Source organism: Pseudomonas sp. DP-17, assembly GCF_022380625.1.
GTDB lineage: Bacteria > Pseudomonadota > Gammaproteobacteria > Pseudomonadales > Pseudomonadaceae > Pseudomonas > Pseudomonas nitroreducens_A.
Window position 1 is genome coordinate 66,355 of sequence record NZ_JAKSXG010000007.1, and the last position, 15,682, is coordinate 82,036.

General features: G+C 65.9%; 16 protein-coding genes. 9 read left to right on the forward strand and 7 right to left on the reverse strand.

What is annotated here, in order from left to right; translation table 11 throughout:
• Positions 1-699, reverse strand: a complete 699-nt coding sequence (locus MJ122_RS12640; RefSeq protein ID WP_088417049.1) for an MOSC domain-containing protein — start codon at positions 697-699, stop codon at positions 1-3.
• Positions 700-831: 132 nt separating this feature from the next.
• On the opposite strand from MJ122_RS12640, the gene MJ122_RS12645 reads away from it, so the two are divergent.
• Complete coding sequence (locus MJ122_RS12645; RefSeq protein ID WP_239744411.1) at positions 832-1,071, forward strand: cytoplasmic protein; 240 nt, start codon at positions 832-834, stop codon at positions 1,069-1,071.
• A 244-nt stretch (positions 1,072-1,315) separates the two neighbouring features.
• On the opposite strand, the gene MJ122_RS12650 is transcribed toward MJ122_RS12645, so the two are convergent.
• Positions 1,316-2,299, reverse strand: a complete 984-nt coding sequence (locus tag MJ122_RS12650; RefSeq protein ID WP_239744412.1) for an aldo/keto reductase — start codon at positions 2,297-2,299, stop codon at positions 1,316-1,318.
• Between the two features lie 241 nt (positions 2,300-2,540).
• On the opposite strand from MJ122_RS12650, the gene MJ122_RS12655 reads away from it, so the two are divergent.
• Genes MJ122_RS12655 through MJ122_RS12665 form a run of 3 tightly spaced genes read left to right on the forward strand, consistent with a single transcriptional unit; the run spans position 2,541 to position 4,972 of the window.
• Complete coding sequence (locus tag MJ122_RS12655) at positions 2,541-2,870, forward strand: carboxymuconolactone decarboxylase family protein (RefSeq protein WP_088421705.1); 330 nt, start codon at positions 2,541-2,543, stop codon at positions 2,868-2,870.
• A gap of 10 nt (positions 2,871-2,880) precedes the next feature.
• A complete protein-coding gene (locus tag MJ122_RS12660; RefSeq protein ID WP_088421706.1) occupies positions 2,881-3,885 on the forward strand; it encodes an aldo/keto reductase in 1,005 nt (334 codons plus the stop codon).
• A 46-nt stretch (positions 3,886-3,931) separates the two neighbouring features.
• Positions 3,932-4,972: an NAD(P)-dependent alcohol dehydrogenase gene (locus MJ122_RS12665; protein WP_239744413.1), complete on the forward strand. Its 1,041-nt coding sequence runs from the start codon at positions 3,932-3,934 to the stop codon at positions 4,970-4,972.
• 34 nt (positions 4,973-5,006) lie between these two features.
• Here MJ122_RS12665 and MJ122_RS12670 read toward each other — a convergent pair whose 3' ends face one another.
• Positions 5,007-5,900, reverse strand: a complete 894-nt coding sequence (locus MJ122_RS12670; RefSeq protein ID WP_088421708.1) for a LysR family transcriptional regulator — start codon at positions 5,898-5,900, stop codon at positions 5,007-5,009.
• 58 nt (positions 5,901-5,958) lie between these two features.
• Positions 5,959-6,960 carry a zinc-dependent alcohol dehydrogenase family protein gene (locus MJ122_RS12675; protein WP_239744414.1) on the reverse strand — a complete coding sequence of 334 codons (1,002 nt, stop codon included), beginning with the start codon at positions 6,958-6,960 and terminating at the stop codon, positions 5,959-5,961.
• 105 nt (positions 6,961-7,065) lie between these two features.
• On the opposite strand from MJ122_RS12675, the gene MJ122_RS12680 reads away from it, so the two are divergent.
• A complete protein-coding gene (locus tag MJ122_RS12680; RefSeq protein ID WP_088421710.1) occupies positions 7,066-7,965 on the forward strand; it encodes a LysR substrate-binding domain-containing protein in 900 nt (299 codons plus the stop codon).
• A 22-nt stretch (positions 7,966-7,987) separates the two neighbouring features.
• On the opposite strand, the gene MJ122_RS12685 is transcribed toward MJ122_RS12680, so the two are convergent.
• Both MJ122_RS12685 and MJ122_RS12690 read right to left on the reverse strand, forming a co-directional pair.
• Positions 7,988-8,860, reverse strand: coding sequence for a DUF5050 domain-containing protein (locus tag MJ122_RS12685; protein WP_239744415.1), 873 nt, complete (start codon positions 8,858-8,860; stop codon positions 7,988-7,990).
• Between the two features lie 358 nt (positions 8,861-9,218).
• A complete protein-coding gene (locus tag MJ122_RS12690) occupies positions 9,219-10,445 on the reverse strand; it encodes an EAL domain-containing response regulator (RefSeq protein WP_239744416.1) in 1,227 nt (408 codons plus the stop codon).
• Between the two features lie 304 nt (positions 10,446-10,749).
• Here MJ122_RS12690 and otsB point away from each other — a divergent pair, with 304 nt between their 5' ends.
• From otsB to otsA, 3 genes are read left to right on the forward strand one after another with little or no spacing between them, the layout of a single operon-like run.
• Entirely contained in the window at positions 10,750-11,559 is an 810-nt protein-coding gene (gene otsB, locus MJ122_RS12695; RefSeq protein WP_239744417.1) for a trehalose-phosphatase, read from the forward strand.
• Positions 11,559-13,358 (forward strand): glycoside hydrolase family 15 protein, encoded by a 1,800-nt coding sequence (locus MJ122_RS12700; RefSeq protein ID WP_017518415.1) that lies wholly within the window; start codon positions 11,559-11,561, stop codon positions 13,356-13,358. The genes otsB and MJ122_RS12700 overlap by 1 nt, the downstream gene beginning before the upstream one ends.
• Entirely contained in the window at positions 13,340-14,749 is a 1,410-nt protein-coding gene (otsA, locus tag MJ122_RS12705; RefSeq protein ID WP_088421715.1) for an alpha,alpha-trehalose-phosphate synthase (UDP-forming), read from the forward strand. Before MJ122_RS12700 ends, otsA begins: the two co-directional genes overlap by 19 nt.
• 144 nt (positions 14,750-14,893) lie before the next feature.
• Here the strand turns inward: otsA and MJ122_RS12710 are convergent, their stop codons facing one another.
• On the reverse strand, positions 14,894-15,061 hold the full coding sequence (locus MJ122_RS12710) for a hypothetical protein (RefSeq protein WP_239744418.1): 168 nt from the start codon (positions 15,059-15,061) through the stop codon (positions 14,894-14,896).
• 290 nt (positions 15,062-15,351) lie between these two features.
• On the opposite strand from MJ122_RS12710, the gene MJ122_RS12715 reads away from it, so the two are divergent.
• The gene (locus tag MJ122_RS12715) at positions 15,352-15,561 is read left to right on the forward strand and encodes a cold-shock protein (protein ID WP_017518411.1); all 210 of its coding nucleotides are present in this window, start codon (positions 15,352-15,354) and stop codon (positions 15,559-15,561) included.
• Positions 15,562-15,682: the final 121 nt, after the last annotated feature.

Sequence of the window (15,682 nt, forward strand, 5' to 3'; positions counted from 1 at the left end):
TCAGGCCTTCTGGCTGCCTTCCAGGCGCGGGCTCCAGTCCTCCACCGCGCCGTTTTCCAGGCGACGCGACAGGGTGCGGCGCCAGTTCGGCGGCAAAGGCAGTTCCAGGCATTCACGCAGGACGTCGACGTCCACGCGCTTGTCGAACAGCACGGCGGATAGCCGCTGCAGCGACCACTCGGCATGGGGCCGCTCGACCAGTTCCAGTATCGCTCCGGCGGCCACCGTGCCTTCCTCCAGCACGCGGTAATACCAGCCGGTGCGCCCCGATTCCTGTACCCGCAGGGCCATCTGCGCTACGTCGAAACGGTCGTTGAGCTTCCAGCACGGCATGCGCCCCTGGGACACCTCCAGCAAGGCGGTGCCGGCGCGGATGCGGTCGCCCAGGCAGAGGTCCGCTTCGGTCCAGCCGGTGGTGCTGAAGTTCTCGCCGAACGCGCCGGGCTGGCACAGCAGCGGGTGTTCGCCGAGTTCGGCGACCCAGGCGGCGTAGTGCTCGCGGGGGTAGTGGTGGATGGCCTTTTCAATGCCGCCGTGCACGCGCAGGTCGCCTTGCTCGTCGCTCTCCAGTCCCAGCGTGGTCACCGCCAGAGGGGCCTTTCGCGCTTGCTTGGCGATGGCGCTGCGCGAGCCCGGGCGAGTGAAGGGCACGGCTTTGCCGGTGAGGAGGGCGTCGAGGGAAACGGCGGGCAGGCTCATGACGGGATTCTCGGGTGTGGAAAAGGTATCGACCAAAAACTACCTGGACAAAATCCGTCAGGACGGTAGGCTCTGTCAAGGTTTCGATTCGATACAAAGCAAGTTTCCCTTTCGATTTCGCGAGAGTCCGCCATGCGCAAGTACCGCCTGACTATCCAGCGCCACGGCCAGTTGCTCGGCCATTTCGATTCCGATCTGCCCTGGGCCCGTGACGCCGTGCGCGCCATCGCCGAGGGCCTGGGCGGGCAGGATTTCGACCTGGAGTTGCAGGTCGCCGACAGCGAGCGCCGTCTGCTGGAAAGCTCGCCAGCCGGCATCAGGGTGCTGGCCAGTGAGCCGCTGTATCGCCCGCTGGCACTGGGTGAGTTGTAGCGAGCTTGCTCGCGAACCATTCTGCGCCGACACCAGACCCCTCCGGTTGAAGGGAGGGGCCTGGGCCATTCGCGGGCTCGCACCTATATGGGACTTCTGACCCGCGGCGGATAAGCGTTGGCGCGCCGTGCACCCTACGAGCCTGCGACCTCATGCTTGGCCTCTGCGCGCCGGGCTTGTCGGCGGCGCGCGGGCAGAGCCCCGCTCCTTCAGGGGCAATCCGCTGTCAGACCTTAGAGAGCATTCAGCGCCCCACGCGCTGCTGCAGGTGCGCCGGATAGCGCTCACCGACAATCTCGATCTCGCGCAGCGCCGCTTCGATGGCGCCGAGGTCGGTGGCGTCCAGTACCAGGGTGGTCGCGCCGAGGTTTTCCTCCAGTCGATGCAGCTTGGTGGTACCGGGGATCGGCACGATCCACGGCTGCCGGGCCAGTAGCCAGGCAATGGCGATCTGCGCGCGGGTCGCGCCCTTGCTCTGGGCGATGTGGCCCAGCACTTCGATCAGGCCGGCGTTGGCCTTGCGGTTTGCCTCCGAAAAGCGAGGCACGAGGTTGCGGAAATCGTTGGCCGAGAACTGGGTGCGCTCGTCGATGGCGCCGGTGAGAAAACCTTTGCCCAGGGGGCTGAAGGGCACGAAGCCGATGCCCAGCTCAGCCAGCAATGGAAGGATTTCCTTTTCCGGCTCGCGCCACCACAGCGAGTACTCGCTCTGCAGCGCCGCCACCGGCTGGACCGCGTGGGCGCGGCGAATGGATTGCGGGCCGGCTTCGGAGAGCCCGAAGTGCTTCACCTTGCCTTCGCGGATCAGCTCGCCGACGGCGCCGGCGACGTCTTCCATGGGCACGTTCGGGTCGACCCGATGCTGGTAGAAGAGGTCGATGCGGTCGGTCTTCAGGCGCTTGAGCGAGGCGTGCGCCACGGCGCGGATGTTCTCCGGACGGCTGTCCAGTCCGAGGGACACGTCACCGTCCTTGAAGCCGAACTTGGAGGCGATCACCACCTGGTCGCGCACCGGCGCCAGGGCTTCGCCCAGCAGTTCCTCGTTGGCGAAGGGGCCGTAGGCCTCGGCGGTGTCGAAGAAGGTCACGCCGCTGTCGACGGCCCTGCGTAACAAACGGATGCCATCGTAGCGGTCGACCGCCGGCCCGTAGCCATAACTCAGGCCCATGCAGCCCAGGCCCAGTGTCGATACCTGCAGGCCATTACGGCCCAGTGTGCGCTTGTCCATTGATGTCTCTATTGGAGTGGGAAGGGCAGGATTGCCCGGCGAAACGTCTGGGATGGACTTTACTCAAGGACTTTCGGGGTGATTAGACGGGCAAAAGCGCATTCGCCTATGAGCCTGACTCATGGGTTATGGCGGGGCATTCATGAGGTTGCCTCATGGGTCCAAGCGCGTTTCGCCGCTTAATCACCGGCCCGGCACGGCCTAGCATGGTCCCCAGTTCATCAGCGAAGCGGAGCACACCATGAGCGAACCAGCCTCCACCGCCCACAAGGCTTTCGGCGACATCGCCCCGGCGCTGGCCGACTACACCGACCAGGTGCTGTTCGGCGATGTCTGGGAGCGCCCCGGCCTCTCGCCACGTGACCGTAGCCTGGTCACGGTTTCCAGCCTGGTGGCGCGCTACCAGGCCAACGAGCTCCATTTCCACCTGGGCAAGGCGCTGGACAACGGCCTGACCCGCGAGGAACTGATCGAGGCCATCACCCACCTGGCTTTCTATTCCGGCTGGCCCACGGCTTCCACCGCGCTGGGCGTCGCCCGCCGTGTGTTCGCCGAGCGCGACGCCGCCTGAGGAGTACTCCATGCAATACCGTTACCTGGGCCGCAGCGCCCTGAAAGTCTCGCCCCTGTGCCTGGGCGCCATGATGTTCGGCGGCGAGACCGACGAGCCGACTTCGCGGCGCATCATCGACAAGGCCTTCGGGCAGGGCGTCAATTTCCTCGACACTGCGGACGTCTATCACAAGGGCCGCTCCGAAGAGGTGGTGGGCCGCGCGGTGGCCGCCCGCCGCGATGATTGGGTGATCGCCAGCAAGTTCGGCAACGCCCTGGGCGATGGCCCGAACCACCGCGGCCAGTCGCGCAAGTGGATCTACCAGTCGGTGGAGGACAGCCTGCGCCGACTGGACACCGACTACCTGGACATCCTCTATTTCCACCGCACCGACGTCGATGCGCCGCTGGAAGAAGGGCTGCGCGCAGTGGGCGAGCTGATCCGCCAGGGCAAGGTCCGCTATTACGGCCTGTCCAATTTCCGCGGCTGGCGCATCGCCGAGGTGGTGCGCCTGGCCGACCAGCTGGGCATGGACCGACCGATCTGCAGCGAGCCGCTGTACAACCTGGTGGACCGCACCGCCGAGGTCGAGCAACTGCCGGTCGCCGGGCACTACGGCATCGGCGTGGTGCCCTACAGCCCGCTGGCCCGCGGTGTGCTCACCGGCAAGTACCGGCCCGGTGCCGAGCCGCCAGCGGATTCCCGCGTCGGCCGTGGCGACAAGCGCATCCAGCAGACCGAATGGCGGCCCGAATCCCTGCAGATCGCCCAGCGCATCGCCGAGCACGCCGTCGCCCGGGGTACCACGCCAGCGGCCTTCGCCCTGGCCTGGGTGCTGAACAATCCGCTGGTCAGCTCGCTCATCGCCGGCCCGCGCACGGAGGAGCACTGGGACGGCTACCTGCCGGCGCTGGACCTGCAACTGACCGCCGAGGATGAAGCCTTCGTGGACAGCCTGGTGCCGCCCGGCCATGCCTCCACGCCCGGCTACAGCGATCCTGCCTATCCCGTCGAAGGCCGTCCGGCCCGTTGAGCACTTTCTCTTAACCGACCCATCCGAAGCGTCAGGAGCCCTATCGATGAAGACCCTTGGATATGCCGCGCAGAACCCGCAGGACCCGCTCGCGCCCTTCACCTTCGAGCGTCGTGCATTGCGCGACAACGACGTGGCGATGGACGTCCTCTACTGCGGCGTCTGCCACTCCGACCTGCACCAGGCCCGCAACGACTGGGGCTTCAGCCGCTACCCGATGGTGCCGGGCCATGAGATCGTCGGCCGGGTCACTGCGGTCGGCTCGAAGGTCAGCCGCTACCAGGTCGGCGACGCCGTGGCGGTGGGCTGCATGGTGGATTCCTGCCAGGTGTGCGATCAGTGCCGCAAGGGCGAGGAGCAGCTGTGCCGAGAAGGCAATACCCAGACCTACAACGGCGTGGACCGCCTCACCCGCGAAGCGACCCAGGGTGGTTACTCCAGACAACTGGTGGTGCGTGAAGAGTTCGTCCTGCGTGTGCCGGACGGGCTGGACCTGAGCAAGGCCGCGCCGCTTTTGTGCGCGGGCATCACCACCTATTCGCCGCTGCGTACATGGAATGTCGGGCCGGGCAGCCGCGTGGGCGTGATCGGTCTCGGCGGCCTGGGGCACATGGCGGTGAAGCTGGCGGTCGCCCTGGGCGCCACCGTCACTGTGCTCAGCCGCACGGCGGACAAGCGCAACGACGCACTGGAGCTGGGCGCCGATGCCCTGCTGGTGTCGTCCGACGCCCAGGCGATGAAGGCGGCGGCGAACAGCTTCGACCTGATCATCGACACCGTGCCGGTGAAGCATGACCTGAAGCCCTATATGCCACTGCTGGACATCGACGGCACGCTGGTCATGGTCGGGCAGGTCGGCCCCATCGACGACATCAGCAGCATCCCGTTGCTGCTGGGACGCCGACGCATCGCCGGCTCGCCCATTGGCGGCATCGCCGAGACCCAGGAGATGCTCGATTTCTGCGGCAAGAAGAACATCCTGCCGGAGTGCGAGATGATCCGCATGGACGAGATCAACCATGCCTTCGAGCGCATGGAGCGCTCCGACGTGCGCTATCGCTTCGTCATCGACCTGGCCACGCTCTGACGGGGGCATGCCGGGCGCATGATGCGCCCGGCTTTCATTCCTGGTGGCGCAGCGCGTCCACCAGCACCGAGAAGGCGCGGGATTTCTGCCGCCGGCTCGGGTAGTAGAGGTGGTAGCCGGGGAAGGTCGGGCACCAGTCCTCCAGCACTTTTTCCAGGCGCCCGGCGGCGACGTATTCGGTGACCATGTCGGCGGGCAGGTAGGCGAGGCCGAAGCCATCCAGCGCCGCACGAAGGATGTGCGGGCTGCTGTTGAAGGTCAGCTGGCCTTCGACTCGCGCCTTCACTTCATGACCGTCCCTGGCGAATTCCCAGGCCATCAGCCCGCCGTAGGTCGGCAGGCGCAGGTTCAGGCAGTCGTGGCCCGCCAGTGCAGGGACATCCTGCGGGCGGCCCTTGCGGGCGAGATAGCTCGGGCTGGCGACTACTGCCATGCGCAGGTCCGGGGCGATACGGACGGCGATCATGTCCTTGGCCACCTGATCGCCCAGGCGCACGCCAGCGTCGAAGCGTTCGGCGGCGATATCGGTCAGTCCGTAGTCGATGCTCACCTCGACCTTGATATCCGGGTAATCCGGCAACACGGCCGCCAGCTTCGGCCAGAGCACGGTGCTGGCCGCGTGTTCGGCGGCGGTGATGCGCAGGGTGCCGACCGGCTTGTCGCGAAAGTCACTGAGGGCCGCCAGCTCGGCTTCGATCTCCTCGAAGCGCGGCGCCAGCGTCTGCAGCAAGCGTTCGCCGGCTTCCGTGGGGGAAACGCTGCGAGTGGTGCGGCTGAGCAGGCGCAGGCCGAGGCGGGTTTCCAGCGCGCGGATGGTGTGGCTCAGCGCCGACTGGGAGACGCCCAGTTGCGCCGCTGCCTTGGTGAAGCTGCCTTCGCGCGCGACGGTGACGAAGGCAATCAGGTCGTTGAAATTTTCCCTTGGCATTTCGGCTCCGCTGCATGCAGCGCGGCGGGGAGCCGCGCCGGGGCAGTGTATCCGAAGGCTACAGGGTGACCACGACTTTGCCGAACTGCTGGTTGGATTCCAGATAGCGGTAGGCCTCGACTATCTCGTCGAAGGCGAAGGTGCGGGCAATCACCGGGCGTAGCGAGCCATCCGCCAGGCCGGTGTAGATGAAGTCGGCGGCTTCGCGCAGGCGCACAGGGTCTTGCAGCACTTCGTAGACCCGATAGCCCCGCAGCACCAGCGAGCGGCTCAGTACCTCGAACAGCGGGAAGGGCGTGGGCTCGGGGCTCAGGCCGCCATACTCGATGAGGATGCCGCCCTCGGCCATGGCAGCCGTCAGCGGCTCGAAGATCGGCCCGCCCACCGGGTCGAAGACCACCCGTGCGCCGGCCTTGCCGGTGATCTCGAACAGGCGCGAGCGCAAGTTCTCTTCTTCGCTGGCGATGACCTCGGCGGCGCCCGCCTGCAGCAGCGCTTCGCGTTTGGCCGAGGTGCGCGTCACGGCGATGGGCACCGCGCCCATGCGCCGGGCAATCTGGATGGCGGCGAGGCCAACGCTGCTGGACGCGGCGGTGATGACGACGAAGTCGCCCTCGCGCAGGCCGGCGGCCTGAACCAACGCGCCATAGGCGGTGAGGTACTGCATCCAGGTGGCGGCGGCGTCGGTCCAGGCTTGCCCCGGCGGGTTCTTCACCAGGCGGGACTGCGCAACGACCAGGTATTCGGCGTGGGTCGGTTCCTGCCTCATCGAAGTCGGCGGCAGGACGCTCACCGCATCTCCCACGGCAAACCCGCGCACCTGACTGCCCACGGCCTCGACCACGCCGGTGGCCTCCAGGCCCAGGCCAGAGGGAAACTGCGGGCTTTCGATGTAGCGGTCGGTCCGCAGCAGGACCTCCGCGCGGTTCAGCCCCAACGCCTTGACCCGGATGCTGACTTCGTCCGGCCCAGGCTGGCGAATCTCGACCGGCTCTATGCCCAGAACTTCGGGGCCACCGATCCGATGAAAGCGAATGGCTCGTGCCGTGGGTCTTTCCATGTGATGCTCCAATACGAAATTGATTTGACGTAAAGCCACTATCTGCGAAGGTTGTCAGCGGATAAATGGCGTATAAAAGCGGTTAGTCGAAATCAGGAGTTTCGAATGGATCGTCTGACCAGCATGGAAGTCTTCGTTCGTGCGGTGGACCTCGGCTCCTTTGCGGCGGCCGCGGAGACCCTGGAGATGTCCGCGCCTATGGTGGGCAAGCACGTGCGCTTCCTCGAGGAGCGCCTGGGCGTACAGTTGCTGATGCGCAGCACGCGCCGGCAGAGCCTGACCGAGGCGGGGCGGATCTACTATGAGCGCTGTCGCGCGCTGCTGGCCGATGTCGAGACGGCGGACATCCTTGCCAGCGGCGAGGTAGCCGAGCCTCGCGGCAGGCTGCGGGTGGCCCTGCCGGTGCACTTTGGCCGGCGTTGCGTGGCGCCGGTCCTGCTGGAGCTGGCGCAACGCTACCCGCAGCTGGAGCTGGACCTGCGCTTCAGCGACCGCCTGACGGACCTGGCCGAGGAGCAGATCGACCTGGCCATCCGCACCGGCGAACCCCAGCCCAGGGACGGAGTCATTGCACGCCGCATCGGCCGCCAGCGCATGGTGGTGTGCGCTGCGCCGGGCTACCTGGATGTGCAGGGGCGGCCGCAGAGCATCGAGGAGCTGGCCGCGCACCGGTTGCTGGTCTACCACCGCTCCGGACGGATAAATCCCTGGTTGTTCCCCCGAGAAGGGCAGTTGCCCGAAGCCTTCGCGCCGATTTCACGGCTGCGTTTCGATGACCTGGCTGCCATCTCCGACGCGGCGATTGGCGGCATGGGCCTGACGTGGCTGCCCTACTGGCTGGTGCGCGAAGCCCTTCTTGCGGGCCAACTGGAGGAGTTGCTGCCGCAGCAGCCCGGCTACCTCTACGACGTCCACGCGACCTGGCTGCAGACCGCGCAATTGCCACGCAAGGTGCGACTGGCCATCGATGCCCTGGCCGAGGCGATGCCTCGGCTGGTGGAGTAGGGCGGCGCGCTGCCGCCCGCCGTCAACGGGTAGGGGTGAGCTGCAGCACGCGGTCGCGGCCGCCTTCGGCGAGCAGGTAGCCGCCCTTGCCATCGGGCACGATGGACTGCGGCGCCTTGAGGAACGAGAGGATGGTGCGTGGTTCGCCCTTGCCGTCCCAGAGCAGCAGGCGCGCACGATGGGTGGAGTCTTCGCTGATCCACAGGCCATGCTCGTCACACATCAGGAAGGTGGGCTTGTTCAGTCCGGACAGCAGTACCGGGTCCTTGCCGTCTTCGCTGAACCGGTGCACGAGGCCCTTTTCCTTTTCGGAGTAGAGCAGGCTGCCATCGGTGCAGCGGGTGATGGACTCGGTTTCCTGCAGGTGCTGGCGCAGCACCGTCAACTCGCCGTCGCTCCAGCGATAGCGCAGCAGGCGGCCGTTGTCGTGGCTGTCTTCGATGGCATAGAGGTAGTCGCCGTCATTCCACAGGCCCTGCACGGAATTGCCCATGAACAGGTCGCTGACCTTGCCATCCTTGAGCAACTGCACGGGGCGGTTGTCGATTTCCTGGCTGAACACCCAGCCGCCCTGTGCAGCGATCATGCCGTCGGGCTTGGACAGGCCATCGATCATGACCCGTCGTTTGCCGTCGACGGCGATGTGCAGGATGTTGCCCTTGCCATTTTTGAGCTCCTGGCTGACCAGCAGGCCACCATCGGGGAGTGGCACCAGCGAGGCGGCCTTCTGCACGTCTTCGTGCAGCACCTCGTAGAACCAGCCGTCGGCGCTCTGCACCGGATAGAAGCCCTGCCAGATGAAGAAGCCGACTACACAGGCGACGAGCAGGCTGCCTGTGGTCAGGGCGGCGCGGAGGACGGAACGGCCGGGCGAGCGGGCGGAAGACTGGGACATGGATCGATCGCCAAAACAGAAGGAGGGGACGCTGGCATCCAGCACGGGATCGGCGAGTTAACCAGACAGTTCAGCGTGGGGCCAGCGCTCGTACGGGTGATCGAGGTCACGTTCCTGCAGCGCCAGGCGGCGGAGCGACGGGCGAACGCCAAAACCTGCCTTGGGGATGCCGCGAACGGGCCAATCAACGGGCGAACGCGCAAGGCTTCGCTGCGTTTACAAACAATCCTGTATGCGGGAGAAATGGGAAGAATCGCTGATGGCAATTGGCCTACAATCCTTCAGTCCTTTGCTGAGGACAATCCAGGCGGCTGTTGCGGACAGGAAGTCCGCAACAGCCGTTTTCTTTATCTGCCTTTCACTGCGCCGGGCGTATCGCCTGCACCGCTTCCAGTTTCTGCAGGCGTGGGGGCGCGCCGCGCAGGAAGGTGCCGACCTGGCTGGCATCCATCGGCTTGCCGAACAGATACCCCTGTGCGCAATCGCACTCCAGCTGCTGCAACTGACGAAGCTGCGCGGCGTTCTCCACGCCCTCGGCAATGACCTTGAGGCCCAGTTCGCGGCCTAGCGCCAGGGCGTTGCGCAGCACGATGAGGCGGCGCGGATCACCGTTGTTCACGTCAGCCACCAGGTGGCGGTCAAGCTTCATCTCGGTGAACGGCAGTTCCATCAGGCGCTGCAGGGTGGAGTGGCCACAGCCGAAATCGTCGATGGCCAGGCCGCACCCCAGCAGTCGCAGGCGCAGCACGTTTTCCAGGCTCAGTGGTGGTGCGTGCAGCGGCGAGCTCTCGGTCAGCTCGAAGGTGATTCGCCGGGGATCGAAGTCCAGGGCCCGCAGGTTGCGGTCTACAGCGGCAGCAAAGTCGGTCTGGGCGATCTGCTCGGCTTCCAGGTTGAAGGACAGCTTCAGCTCGTTGTTCCCCAGGCATCGCAGGGCCTCGACGGCCTGGGTCATCAGTTCGAAGAGCATGCTGTCGAGCTTGCCGGCACGCCGCAGCCCCGGTAGGAACTCGCTGGGGAGCAGGATGCTTCCGTCCTCCAGTTGCCAGCGCGCCAGTACCTCGAATCCATAAACCTGCGTGGTGGCCACGGATACCTTGGGCTGCAGGTGGGCGCGCAGACGCCCATGGGAGGGCAGATTGGCGGCTTCGCCTTCGTCGTCCCCAGTGGTTTCGTTCAGGGGCAGGCCAAGCTGCTCTTCCCGGGGTTGGAAATCGGCGAGCAGGGCGCGCAGACGCTCCAGCGTCGCCGCCTCGTTGCCCAGCCAGAACACCTTCATGCCCTGCAGTTGCAGCAGGTGGGAGAGGGCGCTCCAGGTGCCTGGCGCCATTTCGCCGCTGACCACTACGCCATGGGCGAGCCGCTCGCGGGCCACCGTCTGGAGAAATTCCAGGCGGGCCACCGGGTCGATGCGCACGTCGCAGATCAGCAAATGCACGCCGCCCTGGCTGCGCAACCGGTCCAGAGCGAACGCGTTGCTCGAGACCTCGGACAGGAAGCTGTAGCCCAGGTGGTGCAGCGCCGTGACGGCGGTGGAACGATGCAGACCGGAAGCCTGTAGCACCAGCGCGGAAAGCGGGGACATGGAGTTTTCTCATGGAGGATTGGCCTGGTGCATTCTCGAAAACGGCGTCCTTCTTGTGAGGCAGAGGATTCCAGTTCATCTGTCAGGGAAATCCCATGGAGATGCGCAGCGGATACCTTGCGCTGATCCGGCAGTCTGTCGCGCCGCGCCTGTGGGCTCTGGCCTGCGCCTTCCAGTCCGACACACAGGTGAAACCCGAGGTCGACCCTCGTGGTCCCACATGTTAGGGTCCTTGGACTCCCTTTCACGTCCGCGCCGGCTACCCACGGCCGCGCGGCACGCCCTGAACACGGAGAAATGGCTCATGTCACGTCCCGAACCCAGGGGACCTGTCGACACCGCCATGGTCCCGCATAGCGAGGCCTCAGCCACTGCGCTGCTGAACCTCTGGCTCAGCCGACCTCAGCAGACCGCACTGTTCCTGGATGTCGACGGAACCCTCCTGGACATCGCCGAATCACCCGACGCGGTCGTCGTACCGCCCGGGCTGCTCGATGCGCTCACACGCCTGCATCGCGGACTCGGCGGTGCCCTGGCCCTGATCAGCGGCCGCCCGGTCGAAGAACTCGACCGGCTCTTGCAACCCGTGCGCCTGCCCGCCAGCGGAGGCCATGGCGCCCACTGGCGCGAGACCGCCGACAGCCCCTTGCGCCGCACGGCCAAGGACCTGCCCGCCTGCGTGCGGGTGCAGTTGAGCGCCCTGGCGAACCGGCATCCCGGGGTATTGGCCGAGGACAAGGGCAGCAGCTACGCGCTGCACTACCGCGCCGCACCTGCGCTCGCTGCAGAACTGCGCGTCGAGCTGCAGGCATTGCTGCGCGCGCCGGAGGGCGCCGGGCTGCGGTTGCTCAACGGCAAACAGGTCTACGAAGTCGTTTGCAAAGGCGTCGACAAGGCCCAGGCGATCCAGCGCCTGCTGCGCACGCCGGGCTTTGCCGGACGCCTGCCGTTGTACATCGGCGACGACGTCACCGACGAACCCGCCATCGCACTGATGCCGACCCTGGGCGGCCTCGGCCTCTCGGTTGGGCGCGCGTTGCCCGGTGCCAGCGCGGTGTTCAGCGACGCGGAGCAGGTCCGTGCAGCACTGATACAAGCAGGAGGAAATCACTGATGACGAACCGGCACGAAGGTGCATTGGAACTGGGCCTGATCGGCAACTGCCGGGTGGCTGCACTGGTGAATCCACAGGCACGACTGGTCTGGTGGTGCTACCCCAACTTCGACAGCGACCCGGCTTTTTCCCGGCTGCTGGCGGGGGATGACGAAAAGGGCTTTGCCGACGTGGTGCTGGAAAACCAGGTCAGCAGTACCTCCGACTACCAGCGCAACACGGCGATCATCACCACTGTGCTGCGCGACGACAACGGCGGCGCGGTGCGCATCACCGACTTCGCCCCGCGTTTCCTCGAACACGGTCACATCTACCGCCCGGCGCAGCTGTGCCGACTGATCGAGCCCATGGAGGGCGTGCCGAAGATCACGCTGCGTGTCCGTCCCACCCATGGCTATGGCAAGCCCAGCAAGGGCGCTGCCGGCTCCAGCCATATCCGCTACCTGGAAGGCGAGGAGCCGCTGCGCCTGACCACCGACGCCCCGCTGGCCTACATACAGCATGAAACGCCGTTCGCCCTGCGCCACCCGGTGAGCCTGGTGATCGGCCTCGACGAGCCGCTGGGCAATGCCCCGGGCGAAGTGGTCCGCGATTACCTCAAGCGCACGCAGAACCACTGGCACGACTGGGTACGCGGTCTGGCCATCTGCTTCGAATGGCAGCCCGTGGTGATCCGCTCGGCCATTACCCTCAAACTGTGCAATTTCGAGGACACCGGGGCGATCATCGCCGCCGCCACCACCTCGGTGCCGGAGGCGCCGGATTCGCAGCGCAACTGGGACTACCGCTACTGCTGGCTGCGCGATGCCTACTTCGTGATCCTCGCGCTGAACCGCCTGGGTGCCACACGGACGATGGAGGGCTACATCGATTTCATCACCACGGTCGCCAGCGGCGACGCGGTGCTCAAGCCGCTGTACGGGATCATTCCCAACCAGGACCTCACCGAACGCGTCGAGCCGGACCTGGCGGGCTTCCTCAATCACGCACCGGTGCGCGTCGGCAACCAGGCCGTGGAGCAGAACCAGCACGACGTGTTCGGCTCGGTGGCCCTGGCGGTGCTGCAGAGCTTCGTCGACGAGCGCCTGCCCAACCCCAGCAGCGAAGGCATGCTGCAACTGCTGGAAAACCTCGCCGCCAAGGCCGTGCATGCCGCCTTCGAGCCGGATGCAGGCATCTGGGAGTACCGCGGCCGCCAGCGCATCCACACCCATTCCGCGTTGCTCTGCTGGGTCGCCTGCGACCGCGTGGCGCGCATCGCCCGGCGCCTGGGCCGTAGCGACGAGGCGGGCAGCTGGATGGACAAGGCCGCCAACCTGCGCGAACGCATCCTCGCCCAGGCGTGGAGCGAGAAGAAGCAGTGCTTCACCGGCGCTTTCGGCCATGACGACCTCGACGCCAGCGTGCTGCTGATGAACGAGCTGGGCATCATCGAGGCCGACGACCCGCGCTTCATCGCCACCGTCGAGTGCATCGGCCGCGAGCTCAACGTCAACGGGCAGATGCTGCGCTACGCCGCGGCGGACGATTTCGGCGTGCCGGAAACGGCCTTCCTGGTGGTCAAGTTCTGGTACCTCGATGCGCTGGCCGCCATCGGCCGCACCGACGAGGCGCGCCAGCTGTTCGAACAGCTGATCGCTGCGCGCAACCGCTACGGGCTGCTTTCGGAAGATTTGCATCCGCACACCGGGGAGTTGTGGGGAAATATTCCGCAGACCTATTCCATGGCCGGGCTGATCAACTCCGCCATGCGCCTTTCCATCGGTTGGGAGGAAGGTCTATGCCGCGCCTCGTGGTGATCTCCAACCGGGTCGCGATACCCGATGAGAACGGCCCGGCGCCCGGCGGACTGGCCGTGGCGGTCGAGGCTGCCATGCGCAACCGCCAGGGCATCTGGTTCGGCTGGAGCGGCGAGAAGGCCGAGGAACCCGGGCCGCCGAGCATGGTCCAGCGCGACAATCTGCAGTACATCCTCACCGACCTGCACCCGCAGGACTTCGACGAGTACTACAACGGCTTCGCCAACCGCGTGCTCTGGCCCATCCTGCATTACCGGGTGGACCTGGCCGAGTTCAACGAGGCCGAGTTCGGCGGCTACCAGCGGGTCAACGAGTTCTTCGCCGAGCGCCTGAGCCCGCTGCTGGAAGAGGACGACGTCCTCTGGGTCCATGACTACCACCTGATTCCCCTGGCCTCGGCCCTGAGGCAGCGCGGCCACGCCAACCGCATCGGCTTCTTCCTGCACATCCCGATGCCACCGGCGGACCTGATCACCGCGCTGCCGCACCACGACGAACTGTTCCGTGCGCTGACGCAATACAACCTGATCGGTTTCCAGACCGAGAACGACGCCAGTAACTTCGCCCGCTACCTGACCCGCGTGGTCGGCGCGGCGACGCCCGATGGCCGGCGTTATCACCTGGAGGACCAGCATTTCCGCGTCGGCGTGTTCCCGGTGGGCGTGGACGCCGCCGGTTTCCGCCGGCTGGCCGAGGAAGCCTCGCAGAGCCAGGCAGCGCAGGACCTGCGTGACAGCCTCGGGGAGCGCGCGCTGATGGTGGGAGTGGACCGGCTCGACTATTCCAAGGGCATCGTCAATCGCCTGGACGGCTACGAGCGCTTCCTGGAGCGCAACCCGGACTGGCACAACCGCGTGACCTGCCTGCAGATATCACCGGGCAGCCGCCAGGACATCCCCGAATATGCCGACATCGACGCCGCCGTGAGCGCGCGGGTGGGGCACGTCAATGGCCGCTTCGGCGCCGTGTCCTGGGTGCCGCTGCGTTACGTGGCGCGCAATCACCAGCGTTCGGACATCGCCATGGTGCTGCGCCATGCGCGGATCGGCCTGGTGACGCCGCTGCGCGATGGCATGAACCTGGTGGCCAAGGAGTTCGTTGCCGCCCAGGACCCGGACGACCCCGGCGTGCTGATCCTCTCCCAGTTCGCCGGCGCCGCCGCCGAGCTGGGCGGTGCGCTGATCATCAATCCCCATGACCGCGATGCGCTGGCCGACGCCATGTTGCAGGCACTGCGCATGCCGCTTAAGGAGCGCCAGGCACGCCACCGTGACATGTACGCCGTGCTGGAGGCCAACGACATCCGCTTCTGGGGGCCAAGTTTCATCGATGCGCTGACGCGGCCGGGCAGGGCGCTGAACTGGCTGTCGAATCATTACCTCGGTCACTGAGGCGCGCAGCCTGAAGTATCCGTAGCAACGCGCCCTGCGCGCGAGCGCGGGCAAGACCGACCCTTACAAGGGAACTGGCGCCGGCCGTCCTGCCACTGAAATGCAAGACCCCGCCGTGGCGGAGTTCTTTTCAGCGCTCATTGGTCAGGACGCTGGCTTCTTGCCTTCGGATTTCGCCCATTGCGACTTTCGCTCGACCTTCACCGCCAGCTGGCCAACGGGGATCTCCTGGATTTCCCCGCCCTGGGAGAGGAAAGCGGCAATCTTTTCATCGAGCTCCGAACGTTCGCGATCCAGCTGTGAATCAGTCATGAAGTCACCTGTGCGATGGGCGCCAAACCGGCCCGGCCAGCCTACACGGGTTTCCCAAATTGCGCCCGAATTGCTCGACCATTTGTCAAAATCGCCACGGGTCGTGAAAAAAAGCTATGAATCGTCGCCAGACCCTGTATTCTGCATGGGCTGCCTGCCCAGTAACGAGTTCCGCGACTTGATGTTCTTCTACAAGATGCTCCATCTCCTCGGCACCTCTTCACTACGCATTCAGCTCATCGCCGGTCGGCATTCGGCCGGCCTTTAGCATTCTTTTAGGAGACAACATCATGTCCGATCGTCAAAACGGCATCGTCAAGTGGTTCAACGCTGAGAAGGGCTTCGGCTTCATCACCCCGGAAAGCGGCCCGGACGTATTCGTTCACTTCCGTCAGATCGAAGGCAACGGCTACAAGTCCCTCGACGAAGGCCAGAAGGTCAGCTTCGTTGTGACTGCCGGCCAGAAAGGCCCGCAAGCTGAACAAGTTCGCGCTGTCTAATCGACTCCGCTGACGAAAGAGCCCCGCTTCGGCGGGGCTTTTTTTTGCCTGCGATTCATGGCGGCGGCGTTTCCTGCGCGCAAAGCAAAACGCCCGGTGCACGGCACCGGGCGTTTTTGCA